General features: G+C 33.9%; 14 protein-coding genes, 1 tRNA gene, 2 pseudogenes and 2 other annotated features. All 17 genes and pseudogenes read right to left on the bottom strand.

The window, feature by feature from the left end; translation table 11 throughout:
- Positions 1 to 48: 48 nt before the first annotated feature.
- Positions 49 to 411 (bottom strand): annotated as a pseudogene (locus tag I4N53_RS10065) (response regulator transcription factor); the annotation flags it as partial.
- Positions 389 to 1,554 (bottom strand): annotated as a pseudogene (locus I4N53_RS10070) (sensor histidine kinase). The pseudogenes I4N53_RS10070 and I4N53_RS10065, both read right to left, overlap by 23 nt.
- Positions 1,555 to 1,688: 134 nt before the next feature.
- A tRNA-Ala gene (locus I4N53_RS10075) sits at positions 1,689 to 1,764 on the bottom strand.
- 49 nt (positions 1,765 to 1,813) lie between these two features.
- Entirely contained in the window at positions 1,814 to 2,509 is a 696-nt protein-coding gene (gene yunB, locus I4N53_RS10080; protein ID WP_012995502.1) for a sporulation protein YunB, read from the bottom strand.
- 48 nt (positions 2,510 to 2,557) lie between these two features.
- Complete coding sequence (locus I4N53_RS10085) at positions 2,558 to 2,989, bottom strand: DUF523 domain-containing protein (RefSeq protein WP_013150512.1); 432 nt, start codon at positions 2,987 to 2,989, stop codon at positions 2,558 to 2,560.
- Positions 2,990 to 3,000: 11 nt separating this feature from the next.
- A complete protein-coding gene (locus I4N53_RS10090; protein WP_214496157.1) occupies positions 3,001 to 5,376 on the bottom strand; it encodes an endonuclease MutS2 in 2,376 nt (791 codons plus the stop codon).
- Positions 5,376 to 7,727: a DUF3656 domain-containing protein gene (locus tag I4N53_RS10095; protein ID WP_214496158.1), complete on the bottom strand. Its 2,352-nt coding sequence runs from the start codon at positions 7,725 to 7,727 to the stop codon at positions 5,376 to 5,378. Before I4N53_RS10095 ends, I4N53_RS10090 begins: the two co-directional genes overlap by 1 nt.
- A 10-nt stretch (positions 7,728 to 7,737) precedes the next feature.
- Positions 7,738 to 8,112: a cell division protein ZapA gene (zapA, locus tag I4N53_RS10100; RefSeq protein WP_003867245.1), complete on the bottom strand. Its 375-nt coding sequence runs from the start codon at positions 8,110 to 8,112 to the stop codon at positions 7,738 to 7,740.
- A gap of 105 nt (positions 8,113 to 8,217) precedes the next feature.
- Positions 8,218 to 10,602 (bottom strand): phenylalanine--tRNA ligase subunit beta, encoded by a 2,385-nt coding sequence (pheT, locus tag I4N53_RS10105; RefSeq protein WP_214496159.1) that lies wholly within the window; start codon positions 10,600 to 10,602, stop codon positions 8,218 to 8,220.
- 12 nt (positions 10,603 to 10,614) lie between these two features.
- On the bottom strand, positions 10,615 to 11,634 hold the full coding sequence (gene pheS / locus I4N53_RS10110; RefSeq protein ID WP_214496160.1) for a phenylalanine--tRNA ligase subunit alpha: 1,020 nt from the start codon (positions 11,632 to 11,634) through the stop codon (positions 10,615 to 10,617).
- A gap of 52 nt (positions 11,635 to 11,686) precedes the next feature.
- Positions 11,687 to 11,902, bottom strand: a binding site (T-box leader).
- 26 nt (positions 11,903 to 11,928) lie between these two features.
- Complete coding sequence (locus I4N53_RS10115; protein ID WP_003867241.1) at positions 11,929 to 12,693, bottom strand: RNA methyltransferase; 765 nt, start codon at positions 12,691 to 12,693, stop codon at positions 11,929 to 11,931.
- Between the two features lie 54 nt (positions 12,694 to 12,747).
- Positions 12,748 to 13,107 (bottom strand): 50S ribosomal protein L20, encoded by a 360-nt coding sequence (rplT, locus tag I4N53_RS10120; protein ID WP_003871005.1) that lies wholly within the window; start codon positions 13,105 to 13,107, stop codon positions 12,748 to 12,750.
- A gap of 21 nt (positions 13,108 to 13,128) precedes the next feature.
- Positions 13,129 to 13,326, bottom strand: coding sequence for a 50S ribosomal protein L35 (gene rpmI, locus I4N53_RS10125; RefSeq protein ID WP_004401892.1), 198 nt, complete (start codon positions 13,324 to 13,326; stop codon positions 13,129 to 13,131).
- A 26-nt stretch (positions 13,327 to 13,352) separates the two neighbouring features.
- Positions 13,353 to 13,862: a translation initiation factor IF-3 gene (gene infC / locus I4N53_RS10130; RefSeq protein ID WP_042805240.1), complete on the bottom strand. Its 510-nt coding sequence runs from the start codon at positions 13,860 to 13,862 to the stop codon at positions 13,353 to 13,355.
- Between the two features lie 22 nt (positions 13,863 to 13,884).
- Positions 13,885 to 13,999: a sequence feature (ribosomal protein L20 leader region), on the bottom strand.
- A 93-nt stretch (positions 14,000 to 14,092) separates the two neighbouring features.
- Positions 14,093 to 15,145: a chorismate synthase gene (locus I4N53_RS10135; protein WP_214496161.1), complete on the bottom strand. Its 1,053-nt coding sequence runs from the start codon at positions 15,143 to 15,145 to the stop codon at positions 14,093 to 14,095.
- Positions 15,146 to 15,156: 11 nt separating this feature from the next.
- Complete coding sequence (locus I4N53_RS10140) at positions 15,157 to 16,398, bottom strand: MFS transporter (protein WP_214496162.1); 1,242 nt, start codon at positions 16,396 to 16,398, stop codon at positions 15,157 to 15,159.
- A 158-nt stretch (positions 16,399 to 16,556) separates the two neighbouring features.
- A partial coding sequence (locus I4N53_RS10145) for a UPF0236 family protein (RefSeq protein ID WP_214496163.1) occupies positions 16,557 to 16,668 on the bottom strand: 112 nt, incomplete at its 5' end.

The following is a 16,668-nucleotide window of genomic DNA, read 5'->3' on the forward strand; positions in this document are numbered from 1 at the left end:
TTTTTTCAAAGTTCATTCTCCCTTATTTTTTATTCATTACAGGAATGCTCCATTGTAAATAGTCCTTATCGCTTTTATTAAATCATCATATTCAGCATCTTTTAAAATATACCCTTCTACTCCCAATTTAAGTGCTTCCAAAATGTATTCTCTATCGTTGTAAATAGTCAAAAACAATACTTTGCTTGGATGTTTTTCTTCTTTTAACATTTTTGCTGCTTTTATGCCATTCATCACAGGCATATTTACATCCATAAGTATTAAATCGGGCATAAATTTCTTTGCAAGTTGATAAGCCTCTTCCCCATTTGAAGCTTGAGAAATAACTTTTATATCTTTTTCCATTTCAATAAGCTGGACTAACCCTTTTCTTATCAAAGCATGGTCATCAGCCACTAACAATCTGATCATCCTCAACACCCCTTACAGGTATAGAAATATAAATTTGAGTACCCTTATTTTTGAAACTACTTATTTCAAATTTACCGTTTAAAATTTCTACTCTTTCCCTCATGCCCATCAGCCCATAGCCTTGTCCAATATTTTCCTTATCAAAGCCAATGCCATCATCTTTGATAATTATGCTAATAAATCGCATGCCAAACTCAAATTTAACAGAAGCATTTTTTGCCTTGGAATGTTTTTTTATATTTGTAAGAGCCTCTTGTACTACTCTAAAACAAGTTATTTCAATCTCAGGACTAAGTCTCTTGTAATTCGACAAAACACTAAAATCTACAAATATGCCTGTCTCCTCTGAAAAATTTTTTATGTACCTGGATAATGCCGGAATAAGACCTAAGTCATCAAGAGCAGAAGGTCTTAAGTCATATATTATTTTCCTTACTTCTTTTAGAGATTGTTGTACAATATTTTTTAGATTTTTAAGTTCTACTTTCGCCTGTTCAATATCTTTGGTTATCAATTTTTCACAAAGTTCAGATTTCAATAACACGTTTGCCATCGCTTGCGCAGGACCATCGTGAATTTCCCTTGCAATTCTTTTTCGTTCCTCTTCCTGTGCTTCAATAATTTTTACACTCAAAGCTCGTTTGTCTTTCAATTGCTCTAATTGAGTATTCATTTTTTTTAAATCCCTATTTAAATAATTGAGAGCTACGTTAATTTGAGAAACAAGCTTTTCAGCTTTTTCAATAATAGTCTTATTGTCTATAAGTTTTCTCTCCAGTTCATTTCTTTTTTCTATTAATTCTTTTTCTTCCCGTCTCTTTAACGCCAACTCTATTTGAGCCTCTTTTGCCTCATCATAAGCTTTCCTTACTGCTTGTTCAGATAGGTGCCCAAACTGTTTACTTACAAGTGCAAGTTTTAGTTTGCACTTTTTTTCTTTCCTTTCGCACAACTCTACTTCTTTTATAACATTTATAACTTGGATTTTTAGCTCTTCTAATTGCGCTTCCAATCTTTTCGCTTCTTCTTTTGCCTTTTCTAAAATATCAAAATTTGTACTTTACTGCTTTCAATTGCCTCTATTGTTTTTTCTACAATATTATCCAATCGTTTTTTGTATGTGACTTCTACATCGGTATTCATTTAATTCACCTCTTTGAGCACCATCTTTTTAATAATTCGACAAAAAATGCAGAAATCCTGCATTTTGAAGAAAAAATTGCTAAGTTATACGAAAGCAAAAAAAAATACCCTTATCGGGTAATTTTCTTTTTATTTGGTGGAGATGAGGAGATTCGAACTCCTGACCCCCTGCTTGCAAGGCAGGTGCTCTCCCAACTGAGCTACACCCCCACTTATCACACGTTTTTTATTATATCACATTATCAAAAAAATTCAATAGTTATTTTTGTATTTCTATATTTGAATTTGGAGATTGAGGCACAGGAATTGTAAATTTATCTCCATTTACATCCACATAGCTTGAAGGTACATCTCCAACTATTATACTTTCTGCAATAGGCATGTGAAGTGTAACAATTATTTTTTCTGAAGCTAAAGGCGCAATTATTCGTATCGTAGTTTGAATATCTAAATATATTCTATGCCTTGTTTGATTTATTCCAGCCGGTTCAAACTGTGAACTAAAATCAACATCTACCGCTCCAACTGGCAAAAGCCCTACTTTTATACGTGGCCCTGCATTAGCAAATAAATCAGTAGAAAAAACCGAACCTAAAGGAATTTTAGCATAGAGAGGACCTAAATTATTTAAATTTTCTTTCACTTCTTTTGTAATCTTAGAAGCCAGCAAGTTCATTTCAATAGTATTTGCCTGTAACATTGACACTTTTCCATTGTTATCTGTTCTTACATAAATTAAATCTTTATACTCTATTCCTTTTAGCGCTTTTTCATTTATAGCATCATTTATAGTATTTACAGCTGTTTCTTTTGCTAAAGTTTCACTTACTGCTATAATAGCCGGTTTTAATCGATATTCTGTAAAATAGTATAAAATCACAAATAAAATAGCTACGTAAATCAAATATATGTAAAACGAATTAACCCGCCTTAGTCCCCATCTTTTCCTTTTCAAGCAAAACACCTCCCCTACATTTTATGTGGGAGGAGGTGTTTTTGTTACTTATTTTTTATATTTTCTATAAAAGTCATGTTCTGTCATAACAGATATCCCATTTTTCTTTAAAATCCTTGTGGTAATTCCATCTCCATCTATCAAATTCCCCGAAAAAGTGCCATCGTAAATCTCTCCACAGCCGCAAGAAGGGCTTTTAGCTTTAAAAATTGCCTCCTTTATCTTATACATTTTAGCAATTTTTAAAGTCTCATAGGCTCCTCTATAGAAATTTTCCGTAACCTCTTTTCCTTCAATGTTAAAAACCTTATCAACTTTTATCTCAGAGGGCAGTCGAGGAGTTGGAAGCCCCCCTAATTGCTCAGGACAAACTAAAATAGCCTTCCCTTCCTCTACTAATTTTTTTATTTCTTTATTTTCATTGTTTCCTCCATCGTATTTACAGTTAACACCAGCAAGGCAAGCACTTACTAAATACATTTTATCATCTCCTATTTGTCAACTAATTCAACTATTGTAACACCGTCTCCTCCTTCACCGTATTTACCTAACCTAAAAGATTTAACATGTTTATTGCTTCTTAAAAATTGCGATATACCCGTCCTTAACACCCCTGTACCCCGTCCGTGAATAATTGTCACTTGAGTAAGACCAGCCAAATACGCATCGTCTATATATTTTTCCACCTCTAACAAAGCATCGTCAAGGTTTTTGCCTCTCACATCTATGGTAGTGCTTATAGATTGAGACTTTTCGTGTACAAATTTGCTGTAGCCTTTTTTTACTACCTCATCTTCTTTCTCCTCCACTACCCTTAAATTACTTATATGCACAGTCATCTTTAAAATTCCTGCCTGCACTTCCACATTCCCTGATTTGTCAGGAAGAGAAAGCACAATTCCATCTTGGCCCAAAGGCACTATATAGACTGTCTGTCCCTCTTTTAAACTATCAGGAATTTTGCCGTAGGAAGCCTCTTTAGGCTTTAAAACTTCTTCTTCTAATTCCTCTAAATTTTTCTTCAATTCTTCTCTTACTTCTTGTATGATCCTGTCTTTATTTTGGGTACTTTCTTCTGCTTCTCTAATCTTTTTGATTATCCCCTCAGCAGTAAATTTCGCTTCTTGTACTATTTTCCTTGCCCTTTCTTTCGCCTCTTTTAATATTTTATCCCTTTCATTTTGCAATCTTTTCTTTTCTTTCTCTAATTCCTCTTTCAAAATTTCCACATTTTTCCTTAAAAAAGCCACTTCGTGGTTTGCCTTTTCCAATTCCCTGCGCTTATTTTCGACGTCTGCAATTATATCTTCAAATTTTAAAGCTTCTCGTGAAATATATTTTCTTGCATCTTCTATTATTTGCCGAGGAAGCCCTAATCTTTTAGCTATTTCAAAGGCATTACTTTTGCCAGGAAGACCTATTATAAGCTTATAGGTGGGCTTTAAAGTTTCAACATCAAATTCCACGCTTGCATTTTCTACTCCTGCGGTTTTTAAAGCATACTGCTTTAACTCACTATAATGGGTAGTAGCTATTGTCTTGGCACCAATCTTATGCAGTGTATCGAGAATACTCATAGCCAAAGCAGCACCTTCTACAGGGTCAGTACCTGCCCCTAATTCATCTAACAAAGCAAGGCAATTTTTGTTTACTTTTTGGAGCATGCTTATAATATTCGTCATATGGGAAGAAAAAGTGCTTAAGCTTTGTTCAATACTCTGCTCATCGCCTATATCCACAAAAATTTCCTCAAATATTGAAACCTGTGACCCTTCTTCTGCAGGAATATTAAGCCCTGCCATTGCCATTATAGTTAAAAGTCCCACTGTCTTTAAAGTTACAGTTTTCCCTCCCGTATTAGGACCAGTAATGACTAGGGTATTAAATTGGTCTCCTATGTATATATCTATAGGGACAACAGCTTCCTGATTTATGAGAGGGTGTCTTGCCTTTTTTAAATTAATATATCCCATTGTGTTTAGCTCTGGCCTTACGGCTTTTAGCTTTAAAGAATATTTAGCCTTAGCAAATGTAAAATCTAATTCTGAAACTATTTCAATGTCATTAAATAAAGCCTGTGCATACTTTTTGACCTCTTGAGAAAGCTCAAAAAGTATTCTCTGTATCTCTTGTCTTTCTTTTAGTTCCACTTGTCTCAATTCGTTGTTTAAGTCAACTACTTGCATAGGTTCAATAAAAAGAGTAGCACCACTGGAGGATTGGTCGTGGACAATACCTTTAAAAGTGCTGCGATATTCTTGTTTTACAGGTACAACATATCTTCCCTGTCTTACAGTTATAATAGGCTCTTGCAATTCTTTTTGACGGGTAGAAATTATCGAATTCAATGTTGCCCTTATTTTTTCATTTATGGCTGATTTCTGCCTTCTTAAAGATTTGAGCAGTGGAGAAGCATCATCTGCTATTTCATCTTCTGAAATTATTATATTTTCAATCCTTTTTTCCAAATCTTTTATCGGTAAAACTTTTTTATCGTATTCTTTTAACCTTACAAATCTATCACTTTCTTGAAGATTTTTGAAATAGCCTTTTATTTGGCTTACCAACTTAAGAAACTTCTTTATCTTTAAAAGCTCCTTGTTATAAAGCACGGAATCTATTTGTGCTTTTTTTATATAATCCCTTATGTCCTCAAAAGCAAAAGAAATACCCCCATAGGAGGAAATAAAGTAAATTGCCTCATTCAATAAATCTAATTCCCTCTCTATTTCCTCTATGTCTTTCTTTATGACAATATCTGAAGCTTTTTGTTTGCCTAGATCCGAATCACAATAGCTAACAATAAACTCCACTATCTTGTCAAATTCAAGACTTTTTATTGCTCTACTATTAATTCCTCTCACCATCACAAAACTCCTCTGTAAAAATGTCCTTTTGTATATTTTCCTTCTAAAATTTCAATTTCATTCCCTTTTAAAGCTTCAATATGCATTTTTAAAACTTTCTCTATTTCTTCATCTTTTTCTATTGTATCATGTATCCTCAAAAAAGAAAGTCCAGCTTGTTTAAGCTCCTTTATGCTTAACATTAAAAGCACATCTGCGTTTAAAATCTGCATCCTGCAAAAACCATTGCTTTTAAGAGGCATTAATTTGCCTTTTCTGTCTTTTAGAAAATAATAACCTTTTTCACACCTTTCTCTGTCACAGCCTACTAAATTCCTTATTGGACAATATTCCATTGTCATAAGAGGCAGTCTACCGTATATTAAAGCTTCAAATTTTACATCACTTCTTTTGGCAATATCTTTAATCTGCTCCAGCGTAAGTTCATAAGATAAAGTCACAGCGTAAGGTTTAAAGTAATCTACAGCTAAATTGTTAAAAATATTCAAAGGATAATCTATAAATATCTCAAAGTCATAATTTTTTGCAATATGATAAAGCCCTAAATTTGAAACCAAAATTTTGTTTATCCCCATATCTTGTAAAAATTCTAATTGAGGCTTTATTACCTTCATCTCTTCCCTCAATATAGAAGGGAAAGCAGGTATAACCGTTGTCTTTGAATCTTTTGTCAGTTCTAAACCTTTTTTTAAAAGTTTTATATCAAGCTTGTAATTGAAATAGACGTATTCTATACCCAATTGGCTGGCTATCTTCAAGTGCTCAACTTTATCAGTATAAAAAGTTAAACTCACTTTTTCCTTTTTCTCTTTAAAAGGAAGTAGACTAAAAAAGGTGTGTTTTTCTTCTCTTCTGTAATACTCTAACTTTTTCTTTTCTAACATTTCTATTGCTTTTCTTCGCGCCTCTTTTATTCCCTTTACAGACATGTAAAGGCCTTTTTCAACTACTACTTCTATTTCTTCTACGTAGAAGGCTGTGTCATTTATTTGAGTAAGTTTATCCTTCAAAAAATCTTCCTCAATAGAAACTTTTTCTGCTATCTGACTTATTTCATCACTATAAGCTTCTACTGTACGAATTCCTTCTTGTATCTTTATATACAAAGGTTTGCCTTTTTTTAACTCCGCATAAATTTTTATAGGAATCTTTTTGGAAGGTAAGTTTTTCAGCTTGTCATTTAACAATGCATCATAAGTTTTATTTAATATTTCTCCTTCTTTTACATAAAACTTAAGAGGTAGTTCTATTATGTCTCCTTCATAAGCTCTATCTACCTTCTTCCCATTTTTAAATATTATTTCAACTTTTTGTCCTTTTTCTCCTTTTTCATCAGAAATTCCATCACCTTTTGCAATATCCCTTAAAAGCCTCAGTTTTGAAGTTTTTGAAGTTACACTTATCACTTCTGCAGCAGCAACTCCCGTGTTTTTAGGGGAAATATAACTCATTTTAGAGGGTTTAACTCCAAAAAGATAGCCAGTAGAAAATCCTCTATTAAAAATTCGAGACATCTCTTCTATAGCTTTACCTGAATCAAAAGCTTTGCTCTCATAAAAACTGTCAATAGCTTCTCTGTAGGCTTTTACAACAGAAGCGACGTACTCGGCATTTTTCATCCTACCTTCTATTTTAAAAGAAGTGATTCCCGCCTCAATGAGTTTTGGTATATGTTCTATAGTACATAAATCCGCCATACTCAAAAGGTGTAAATCCTTTTCTAAAACTTTTCCCTCTTTATCTACAAGAGAATACTTTAAACGGCAGGGTTGTGCACATCTTCCCCTGTTTCCGCTTCTTCCTCCTAGTATACTACTCATAAAGCACTGTCCGGAATAACTGACGCAGAGAGCTCCATGAACAAAAACTTCTATTTCAATGTTAGAATTTTGAACTATATCCTTTATTTCTTTTAATGTAAGCTCTCTTGATAAAATAACCCGGGAAACTCCCTTTTGAGCTAATTCCTGTACTCCTTCTAAATTATGAACTGTCATTTGTGTACTGGCATGAACTTTTAAATCAGGATAATTTTCTCGTAAAAACTTTAATACTCCCATATCCTGCACTATAACTGCATCAACACCTATAGAATACAAAAAATCTAAATAGTTGACCAGCTTTTCAAATTCTTCATTCGCTACAAGGGTATTTACAGTAACGTATACCTTGACATCTCTTAAATGGCAGAATTCTACAGCAGATTTTAAATCATCATAGTCAAAATTGGTTGCATAAGCTCTTGCACCAAAATTTTTTCCTCCTAGATACACTGCATCGCATCCTGCATTAACTGCACTCGTTAAAGCCTCATAATCTCCTGCTGGAGCTAATAATTCAACTTTTTTCATCCAATCACCTTTACTTTTCTTCATCAAAAGTTTCTATAAACTGCCGAAACTCTTCCTCTGTCTCTAAAAGCTGTTGTTTAGTTTTAGTAAGCTCCTCCTCTAATTGTTTTATATAGCGATTTTTTTCTTCTAATTCTGCTTTTAAAGAAAGCAATTCCTTTTTGATAGCATTATTTTCTTCTTTTGCAATAAAAAGTTCATCTGCAATATTTAAAGACGACAAAAGTAGTAGTTGCATTTGTGATAACTTTTCGTAGTTTTGGAGCAATTCTTTAATTACATTGTCTACATAATTGGCAAGTTTTATTACATGCTCTTCAGGATAATCAGATTTTAAAATATATTCATTCCCATTGATAATCACGGTAACTTTATTTAACTCCACAAAAACATCCCCTTAATCTTTTGTTATTTTATTTACTTCTACATTAAAGTGCAATTTCCTTCTTAATTAAGATAAAAGATAAAAAAGGCTGTAAAATTGCCTTTTTTATCTTAATTTGGCTCCTAATTTTTTGTCAAGAGCCTCTACAATGTTGTTGTGAATTACATTTACTTCTTCATCTGTCAAAGTCCTTTCATAAGACCTATACCAGATAGAGAAAGCAACGCTTTTTTTGCCTTCAGGGATGTTAGGACCTTTGTAAACATCAAATAATTCGACTTTATCTATAAGTTTTCCTCCTGTTTCAAGTATAACTTTTTCCACAGCTTTTACAAAAATATCTCCATCTACTAAAACTGCTATATCCCTTTCTACAGCTGGATACTTGGGAAGAGGCATGTACCTCTTTTCTACATTAGCATATTGTATTACTTTATCTAAGTTTATTTCTCCACCGTAGACTCTAACAAGTATGTCGTAATTTTCTAAAACATCAGGGTGTATTTCTCCAAATATACCTAATGTTTCGTCACCTAGGAGAATTTTTGCAGACCTTCCTGGATGATATGAAGGATCTTCTGCCCTTACATATTCTACTCCTTTTATACCCATTACTTCAAAAAGTGCTTCTATTACTCCTTTTAATGAGTAAAAATCCACATCTTTCCCGTACATTCCTATTGCAATAGTCTTTATTTCCTGTGGTAATTCTTTTAAGGGTAATTCTTTTGGCATAAAGATTTTAGATATTTCAAAAACTTTGAAATCTTGTACTTTTCTGCTATAGTTGGTATAAGTTACATTCAATATAAAAGGCAGTAGAGTAGTTCTCATAAGGCTTTGGTCTTCCCCAAGAGGATTTATAATTTTGACTGCTTTTCTAAAAGGGCTATCTAAAGGTACGTTTATTTTGTCTAAATCCTTGTGTCCCATAAAAGACATAGTGACAATTTCATTTAATCCACAAGCCAATAGAACTTCTCTTGCTTTTTCTTCTAGTCGTTGCTCTTTGGTCAACGCTCCTAATGTAGTTTGAGCATTTTTCATTAAACTGTCTTCAATATTGTTATAGCCAAAGAGTCTTGCTATTTCTTCGGCAATATCTGCCTCTATTGTAACATCTCTTCTAAAGTGAGGTACCGTTATTTCAAGGTCATCGCCTTTTTGCACAACTTTAAACTCTAAAGACTCCAATATTTCAATTATTTGAGATGTCGGAAGGTCTGTGCCTAAAAATCTATTAATTCTGTGAGGATTTACAGTTAAAACTGTTTTTTCAATTGGCTTTGGATACTCGTCCACAAGCCCTTTTAAAACTGTACCGCCACAGTATTTTTCCATAAGCTGTGCTGCTCTTTCACAAGCTAAAACTGTAATCTCTGGGTCTAAACCTTTTTCAAATCTTGAAGAAGCTTCACTTCTTAAACCCAATTTCTTAGAAGTATGCCTTATATTGCTTCCTTTAAAATTAGCACTTTCTATTAAAATATTTACAGTAGTATCAGTTATCTCTGTATTTTCTCCTCCCATTACGCCAGCCAAACCTATAGCTTTCTTCTCATCAGCAATAACCAACATTGAGCTGTCTAAAGTCCTCTCTTTTCCATCCAATGTAACTAATTTTTCTCCTTCTCTTGCCCTTCTCACTATTATGTGCTTGTTTTCAACTTTGTCCAAATCAAAAGCGTGTAAGGGTTGACCTAATTCCAACATCACATAGTTTGTAACATCCACCACGTTATTTATAGGTCTTATTCCAGCTTTTAAAAGACGCATCTGCATCCACATAGGAGAAGGACCTATCTTCACATTCTTAACGACCCTTGCTACATATCTAAAGCATAAATCCGTAGCCTCAATAGTCACTTTTGCAGGATTTTGTTCTTCGCTTTCATTAACTTCTACCACCGGCATTTTAAATTTTTTCTTAAAAGTCGCAGCTGTCTCTCTCGCTATTCCTACCATTGACAAACAATCAGGCCTGTTGGGAGTTATCTCAAATTCCAATACATCGTCTTTTAACTGAAGAGCTTCGTTTATATCCATTCCTAATGGGAAAGGTGGTAATATAAAAATTCCGTTTCTTTGATATTCTGGCAGCAAGCTTTCATCAAGTCCCAACTCTTCAGCAGAACACATCATGCCATTTGATTCTATTCCTCTTAATTTGCCTCTTTTTATCTTAACTCCTCCAGGAAGAGTTGCACCATGAAGGGCTACTGGTATGTAGTCCCCTACTTTAATATTTTGTGCTCCGGTTACAATTTGTAGTTTTTCAGTGCCTACATCTACAATACCAACCAACAATTTATCAGCATTAGAGTGTTTTTCTAATGAAATAATTTTCCCTACCACCACATTTGAAATTTCTTTCCCATAACTTGTTATAGTCTCTACCTTTGACCCTGACATAGTAAGGCCTTCAGCAATAATTTTCGCATCTTCATCTATGTCAACAAACTCTTTCAACCACGAAAGTGACACCAACATACGACCACCCCTTTAGAACTGTTGTATAAACCTTAAATCATTTTCAAAAAGAAGCCTCAAATCTTCTATTCCGTATTTCAGCATTGTAATCCTATCTATTCCCAATCCAAAAGCAAATCCACTGTATTTTTCAGGGTCAATTCCAGACATCTTTAAAACATTAGGATGTACCATGCCTGCACCTAAAATTTCAATCCAACCAGTATAACCGCAAACTCTACAACCTTTTCCACCACAAGCAAAGCAACTCACGTCCATTTCTGCACTGGGTTCTGTAAAGGGAAAATAATGAGGTCTAAATTTGGTTTGAGTGTCTTCCCCAAAAAATTTCTTCGCAAATATATTTAAAACTCCTTTTAAATCTCCCATTGTTATTCCTTCATCTACTACAAGCCCTTCCATCTGATGAAACACTGGGGAGTGAGTTGCATCTATCTCATCAGACCTATAAACCCTTCCAGGAGATATAACCCTTATTGGAGGCTTATTTTTCTCCATAGTCCTTACTTGTACCGGGGATGTTTGAGTCCTCAAAAGTATATCAGAAGTCACATAAAAGGTATCCTGTAAGTCTCTAGCTGGATGGTCCTCTGGAGTATTTAATGCCTCAAAGTTGTAATAAGTAAACTCTATTTCTGGCCCTTCTGCAATAGAAAAGCCTAATCCTAAAAATATCTTTTTAATTTCATCCAATACTTGTGTCATGGGATGTTTGTGACCGTACTCATAAGGTTTACCCGGCATAGTTATGTCTATGTACTCACTTTTTATTCTCTTTTCTTTTTCTAATTGGGCAATTTTATTTTTTGTTTCTGTGAGTAAACCCTCAATTTTCTCTCTAATTTCATTGGCAATTTGACCAATTACAGGTCTTTCTTCAGGCTTTAAGCTTCCCATTCCCCTTAAAATTTGCGTCAATTCGCCTTTTTTACCTAAGTATTTAACTCTTAAGTTTTCAATTTGCTGTAAACTATCAGCTGACAGAATTTCTTTTTGTGCATCTTCATAAAGCTTGCGCAACAATTCTTCCATCTTTAAACCAACCCCTCTTTTGGTGTATTAGTTAAAATAAAAAATCCTCCGTCAATAGGACGAAGAATCCGCGGTACCACCTAAATTAGCATTTTATAAAAAATGCTCACTCATTTAGATAACGGTATTACCGGCAATGCCTACTATTAGTTCAGCACGCTGCTCCGGAGGGAACTTTCCATTATCTACCTAACGATAACACTCTCAGTCTATGGTGTTATCTCCCTGTGATTTTCGATAATGTACTTTACTCCTTCATAGCATTTTGCAATATTTTTTTAAGATTATACCATCCTAATTATTTTTTATCAACCTCTGTCTTTGAGATTCGTATAAAAATATACTAGCAGCAATTGAAACATTTAAAGATTCTGCCTCCCCTGTCATAGGTATTTTCACAAAGTCATCTACCAAGTCTACAACGCTGACACCTTTCGCTTCATTCCCCAAAACAAAAGCTACTTTATCCGAAATATTGCATTCATGAACTAATTTTTGGGCTTTTAAGTAAGTTGCAAAAACTTTTATTCCCCTTTGCTTAAGTTTTAACAAAATTTGTGAAGTAGCAGCTATGACAGGAATGTGAAAAATAGAACCCATAGAGGCTCTTAAAACCTTTGGATTAAAAACATCCACACAGTTATTTATAGTAAAAATAGCACTAACTCCAAATGCATCAGCCGTACGTATTATAGTACCTAAATTTCCTGGGTCTTGAATATTGTCTGCTATAACATATACACCCTTTTCTTTTATATAAGTATTTTCTACATATTTTGGTATTTTTATAATCGCCATGACCATTTGTGGAGTTACTGTATCACTTATTTTCTTAAAGATTCTTTCAGTAGTATGTACAATTTCAAAATCCCCTTTGGGAATATCTATTTTAACCCCTTCCCCCATAACTATGTACTCTATTTCAAAGTCACTTTTTAAAGCCTCCAATACATTTGTAGTACCCTCTACAAAAAACATCCCTTCTTCATATCGGCCCTTTTTGTCTTTTAGCTTTTTGATTTTTTTTATGAGGTCATTGTTTTCACTCGTAATTAACATTGTCCACCACTCTTTTAAAAAATTAGTTAAAGCAAAAGGCCATGCAAACTGGCCTTATGCGTTTAACTGCTGCTTAGCTATATTTACTAATTCTGCAAAAGCTTTTTCGTCGTTTATTGCCATTTCTGAAAGCATCTTCCTGTTAATTTCTATTCCAGCTTTTTTAAGCCCATTTATAAACCTGCTGTAGGAAATTCCGTGGGCTCTTGCAGCAGCATTTATTCTTGTTATCCAAAGCTTTCTAAAATCTCTCTTCCTTAATTTTCTGCCAATATAAGCGTACATTAAAGATTTCATTACTGCTTGATTGGCAACTCTAAAAAGCTTGCTCTTAGCTCCAAAATAACCTTTTGCAAGCTTCAATATTTTCTTGCGTCTTCTCCTCGTCACTTTCCCAAATTTTACTCTAGCCATTTTAAAAACCTCCTAATCTATTTATGAATAAGGTAATAAGCGTTTGATATTTTTAGCATCCGCACCTACCAAATAAGTAGCTTTTCTCAATCTTCTTTTTCTTTTTGCATTTTTATGTGTCAAAAGGTGACTTTTATAAGCTCTCGACCTTTTAACTTTTCCTGACTTTAACACTTTAAACCTTTTTGCTGCTCCTCTATGTGTTTTCATTTTAGGCATAAATATATCCTCCTTTTGCATTTTTGCTAATTTTTTGGTGTTAATACCATCATTAAATTTCGCCCCTCCATATTAGGAGCTTTTTCTATAACACCATACTCACTGAGCTCATTTGCAAACCTTTTTAAAAGGTCTTCTGCCAGCGAAGTGTGGGCTGCTTCCCTTCCTCTAAACCTTATAGTAACTTTTACTTTATTACCTTCTTTTAAAAACTTAATAGCACTTTTTAACTTTACACCAAAGTCATGGTCTTCAATAGTCGGGGACATCCTTATTTCTTTTACATTTATAACCTTTTGCTTTTTCTTTGCCTCTTTTTCTCTTTTACTAAGTTCATACCTATACTTACCAAAATCCATCAATTTGCACACGGGCGGATTGGCTTGAGGGGCAATCTTAACCAAATCAAGATGTCGCTCTTGAGCAATTTTATAAGCTTCCTTTGCCGACATTATGCCTATCTGCTTACCGTCTTGGTCAATCAGCCTTACCTCTTTGTCTCTTATTTCCTCATTGACCTGCAGCTCTTTGTTAATAAATACGCACCTCCTAAAAATTATGAAAAAATAAAAGCGGGCAAACTTACCCGCTCCTTTACTTTATAATAAATCCTTTTGAAGAAACCTTTGCACCTTAGGTGAAAGGTGAGAAGCGGGCGCTTCTGCTTATTTGCTTTTTTAGTTTATCATTATTTTATTTTTTTGTCAATATTTATTTTAGATTGCCTTTGCTAATCTTTTAGTCAAATAACCTCCATTTTGGAGATTTAAAAATTTTTTACATATACTAAATATGCATCATAATTTTTCTTTAGTTCCTCAATTGAATCACCGCCAAATTTTTTAAGGCATTCATCAGCAATCACCCAAGCACAAACTGCTTCTAAAACACAGGCAGCAGCTTCAACAGCAGTCACATCTGAACGCTCATAAGCAGCTTTTACTTCCTCTTTAGTATTTATGTCAATAGAAGTAAGGGGTTTTAAAAGAGTAGGAATTGGCTTCATAGCAGCTTTTATAACTATAGGACTTCCATTTGAAATTCCACCTTCAATTCCTCCTGCATTGTTGGTCTTCCTATAAAATCCTCTTTCTTCGTCATAATATATTTCATCGTGGACTAAAGAGCCAGGTTTTCTTGCTGCTTCAAAGCCCAAGCCTATTTCTACAGCCTTAATCGCCTGCACACTCATGACATGATAGGCTAAAAGCGCATCTAATTTTCTGTCCCATTGCACATGACTTCCTAATCCAACAGGCACACCCTCTATTACTATCTCTATTATACCTCCTAAGGTATCTCCTTTTGATTTAGCTTCATCAATTGTCCTTCTCCACTTTTCTTCTGCCTTTACACCACCTATTTCCAAAACCTTGCTTTTCACATATATATCTAACTCTTTGAGGAGTAATTTCGCTACACTTCCCACCGCCACTCTTGCAGCCGTCTCTCTCGCACTTGAACGTTCCAAAATATTTCTCAAATCTCTCTGATTGTACTTTATTGCTCCTGCAAGGTCCGCATGACCCGGTCTAGGCCTTGTCACTTCAGGCGTCTTTTTATTCTTCCAGTTTTCATAATCCTTATTTATAATCTCTAAAGTTAAAGGTGAGCCAATAGTTTTACCGTTTCTTATACCACTTAATACATGAACTTTATCTTCCTCAATTGCCATTCTTCCTCCTCTTCCATACCCCCCTTGCCTTCTTTTAAGTTCTTTATTTATAAACTCTTCATCTATCAAAAGATTTGATGGAAGGCCTTCAATAATAGCAATTAAAGCTTCTCCATGGGATTCCCCTGCAGTAATATATCTCATACTTTTCCTCCTTACTTTGCTTCAATTTCTTTAATCTCATCTTCATAATTAGCTACTAAAAAGTACAAAATACTCACTACTATTCTTGCAATACCTGTTAAAATCATAAAAGCTACATAACCCATTTGTGTATAAAGCCACATTCCAAACATAGGAGCAATAAAAGCGGAAATTTGAGTAATTAATGTAAACACGGCGATGTAATTCATTTTTTCTAAAGTAGGAGGTAAAAGCTCTAACAGCCAATTTAAGAGCAACATGTTATAACCTCCTACAGCTATACCCCCTAAAAAATCAAAAATAGCGCCAACATAAAGGTTTTTAGCTGTAGCCCACATGAGGGGAATAAATCCTAGAAGCAATGCACTTAATGCAACAGCAAATCCGTTTCCCCTTTTGTTGGACAGGTCAGCCCATTTATAAAAAGCTAAAATAGACCCAATAGAGGAAACAATAGTAAATATACTCATCCATGCATTGTTAGCATGCAAAAAATTTACCTTATATATGGTAAAGATGGGCCAAGCCATCATCCATGCAAAATAATATATAAAAGAAGTTACATTAAAATATATAAATTTCTTAGACTCAAACATGTTTCTAAAAGCTTCATAAAAACTTCCGGGCTTGGCTTCATCCAAATCTCTTTTTACTACATGAAACCTTGAAAAATAATAAGATTCTATTAATCCGAAAATAAATGCAACAGTAAATATTACTTGATAATTAATAGGGAAAACTATTTTATCAAGCAACCATCCTGTTACCAAAACTGTAATTGTTGCCACAATTGTCGTCCAAAAATTTCTGTCAGCGAAAACTTTACTTCTATATTCTGGAGGAATTAATTCACTCATAAATGATTGCCAACACATGCCAACTGTCATAGAAGGTAAATTCATTATTCCCACTAATATAACTACAATCCACGGTTGAAGTTGTTTACTAAAAAGCGGAGCAAGAGCAAGTAAAAAATAAAAAGTTCTTGCGATATAAAGTACAATATAAGAAAATTTGTGAACCTCTTTTAATTTATTAATCAAATATGTTACAGGAATAACTCCAATTACCACCATAAGGGCAGGTAAAGAATTTAAAAGAGACACTTGAAAGTCATTTGCTCCTAATTTTATAGCATATATGCCAATAAAAGGGTTGACCATATTAAAGCCTATAGCCCATGCAAGACCATTTATCATATTCATTTTTATGTTATGTCTTAAATGCTTGTAAACTTCTAGCTTCTTTTTCATACCTCTCCCTCAAAATTAATATTTTAATTTTAGATTACCACGTTTTTTAAATTCTTTCAATAAATCAAAATGCCCCGATAGTGTCAAGATACTGTAGGATTTTTTTAAGACCACCCCTGTAACTTAGTTAATTTCAGGGCTTCGTCTTATCATGTTTTTTATATAACTTGTGCATATTTTATTGCTCTTAAAACCCTATATATTGGCGTTACTTTGCCTATATTCAAAACCGTAATATTATTTATCTTTTCATTTGTAGACGTTTTAACT

Origin of the sequence: Thermoanaerobacter sp. CM-CNRG TB177 (assembly GCF_018588165.1) — a bacterium.
GTDB classification, from domain to species: Bacteria; Bacillota; Thermoanaerobacteria; order Thermoanaerobacterales; family Thermoanaerobacteraceae; genus Thermoanaerobacter; species Thermoanaerobacter thermocopriae.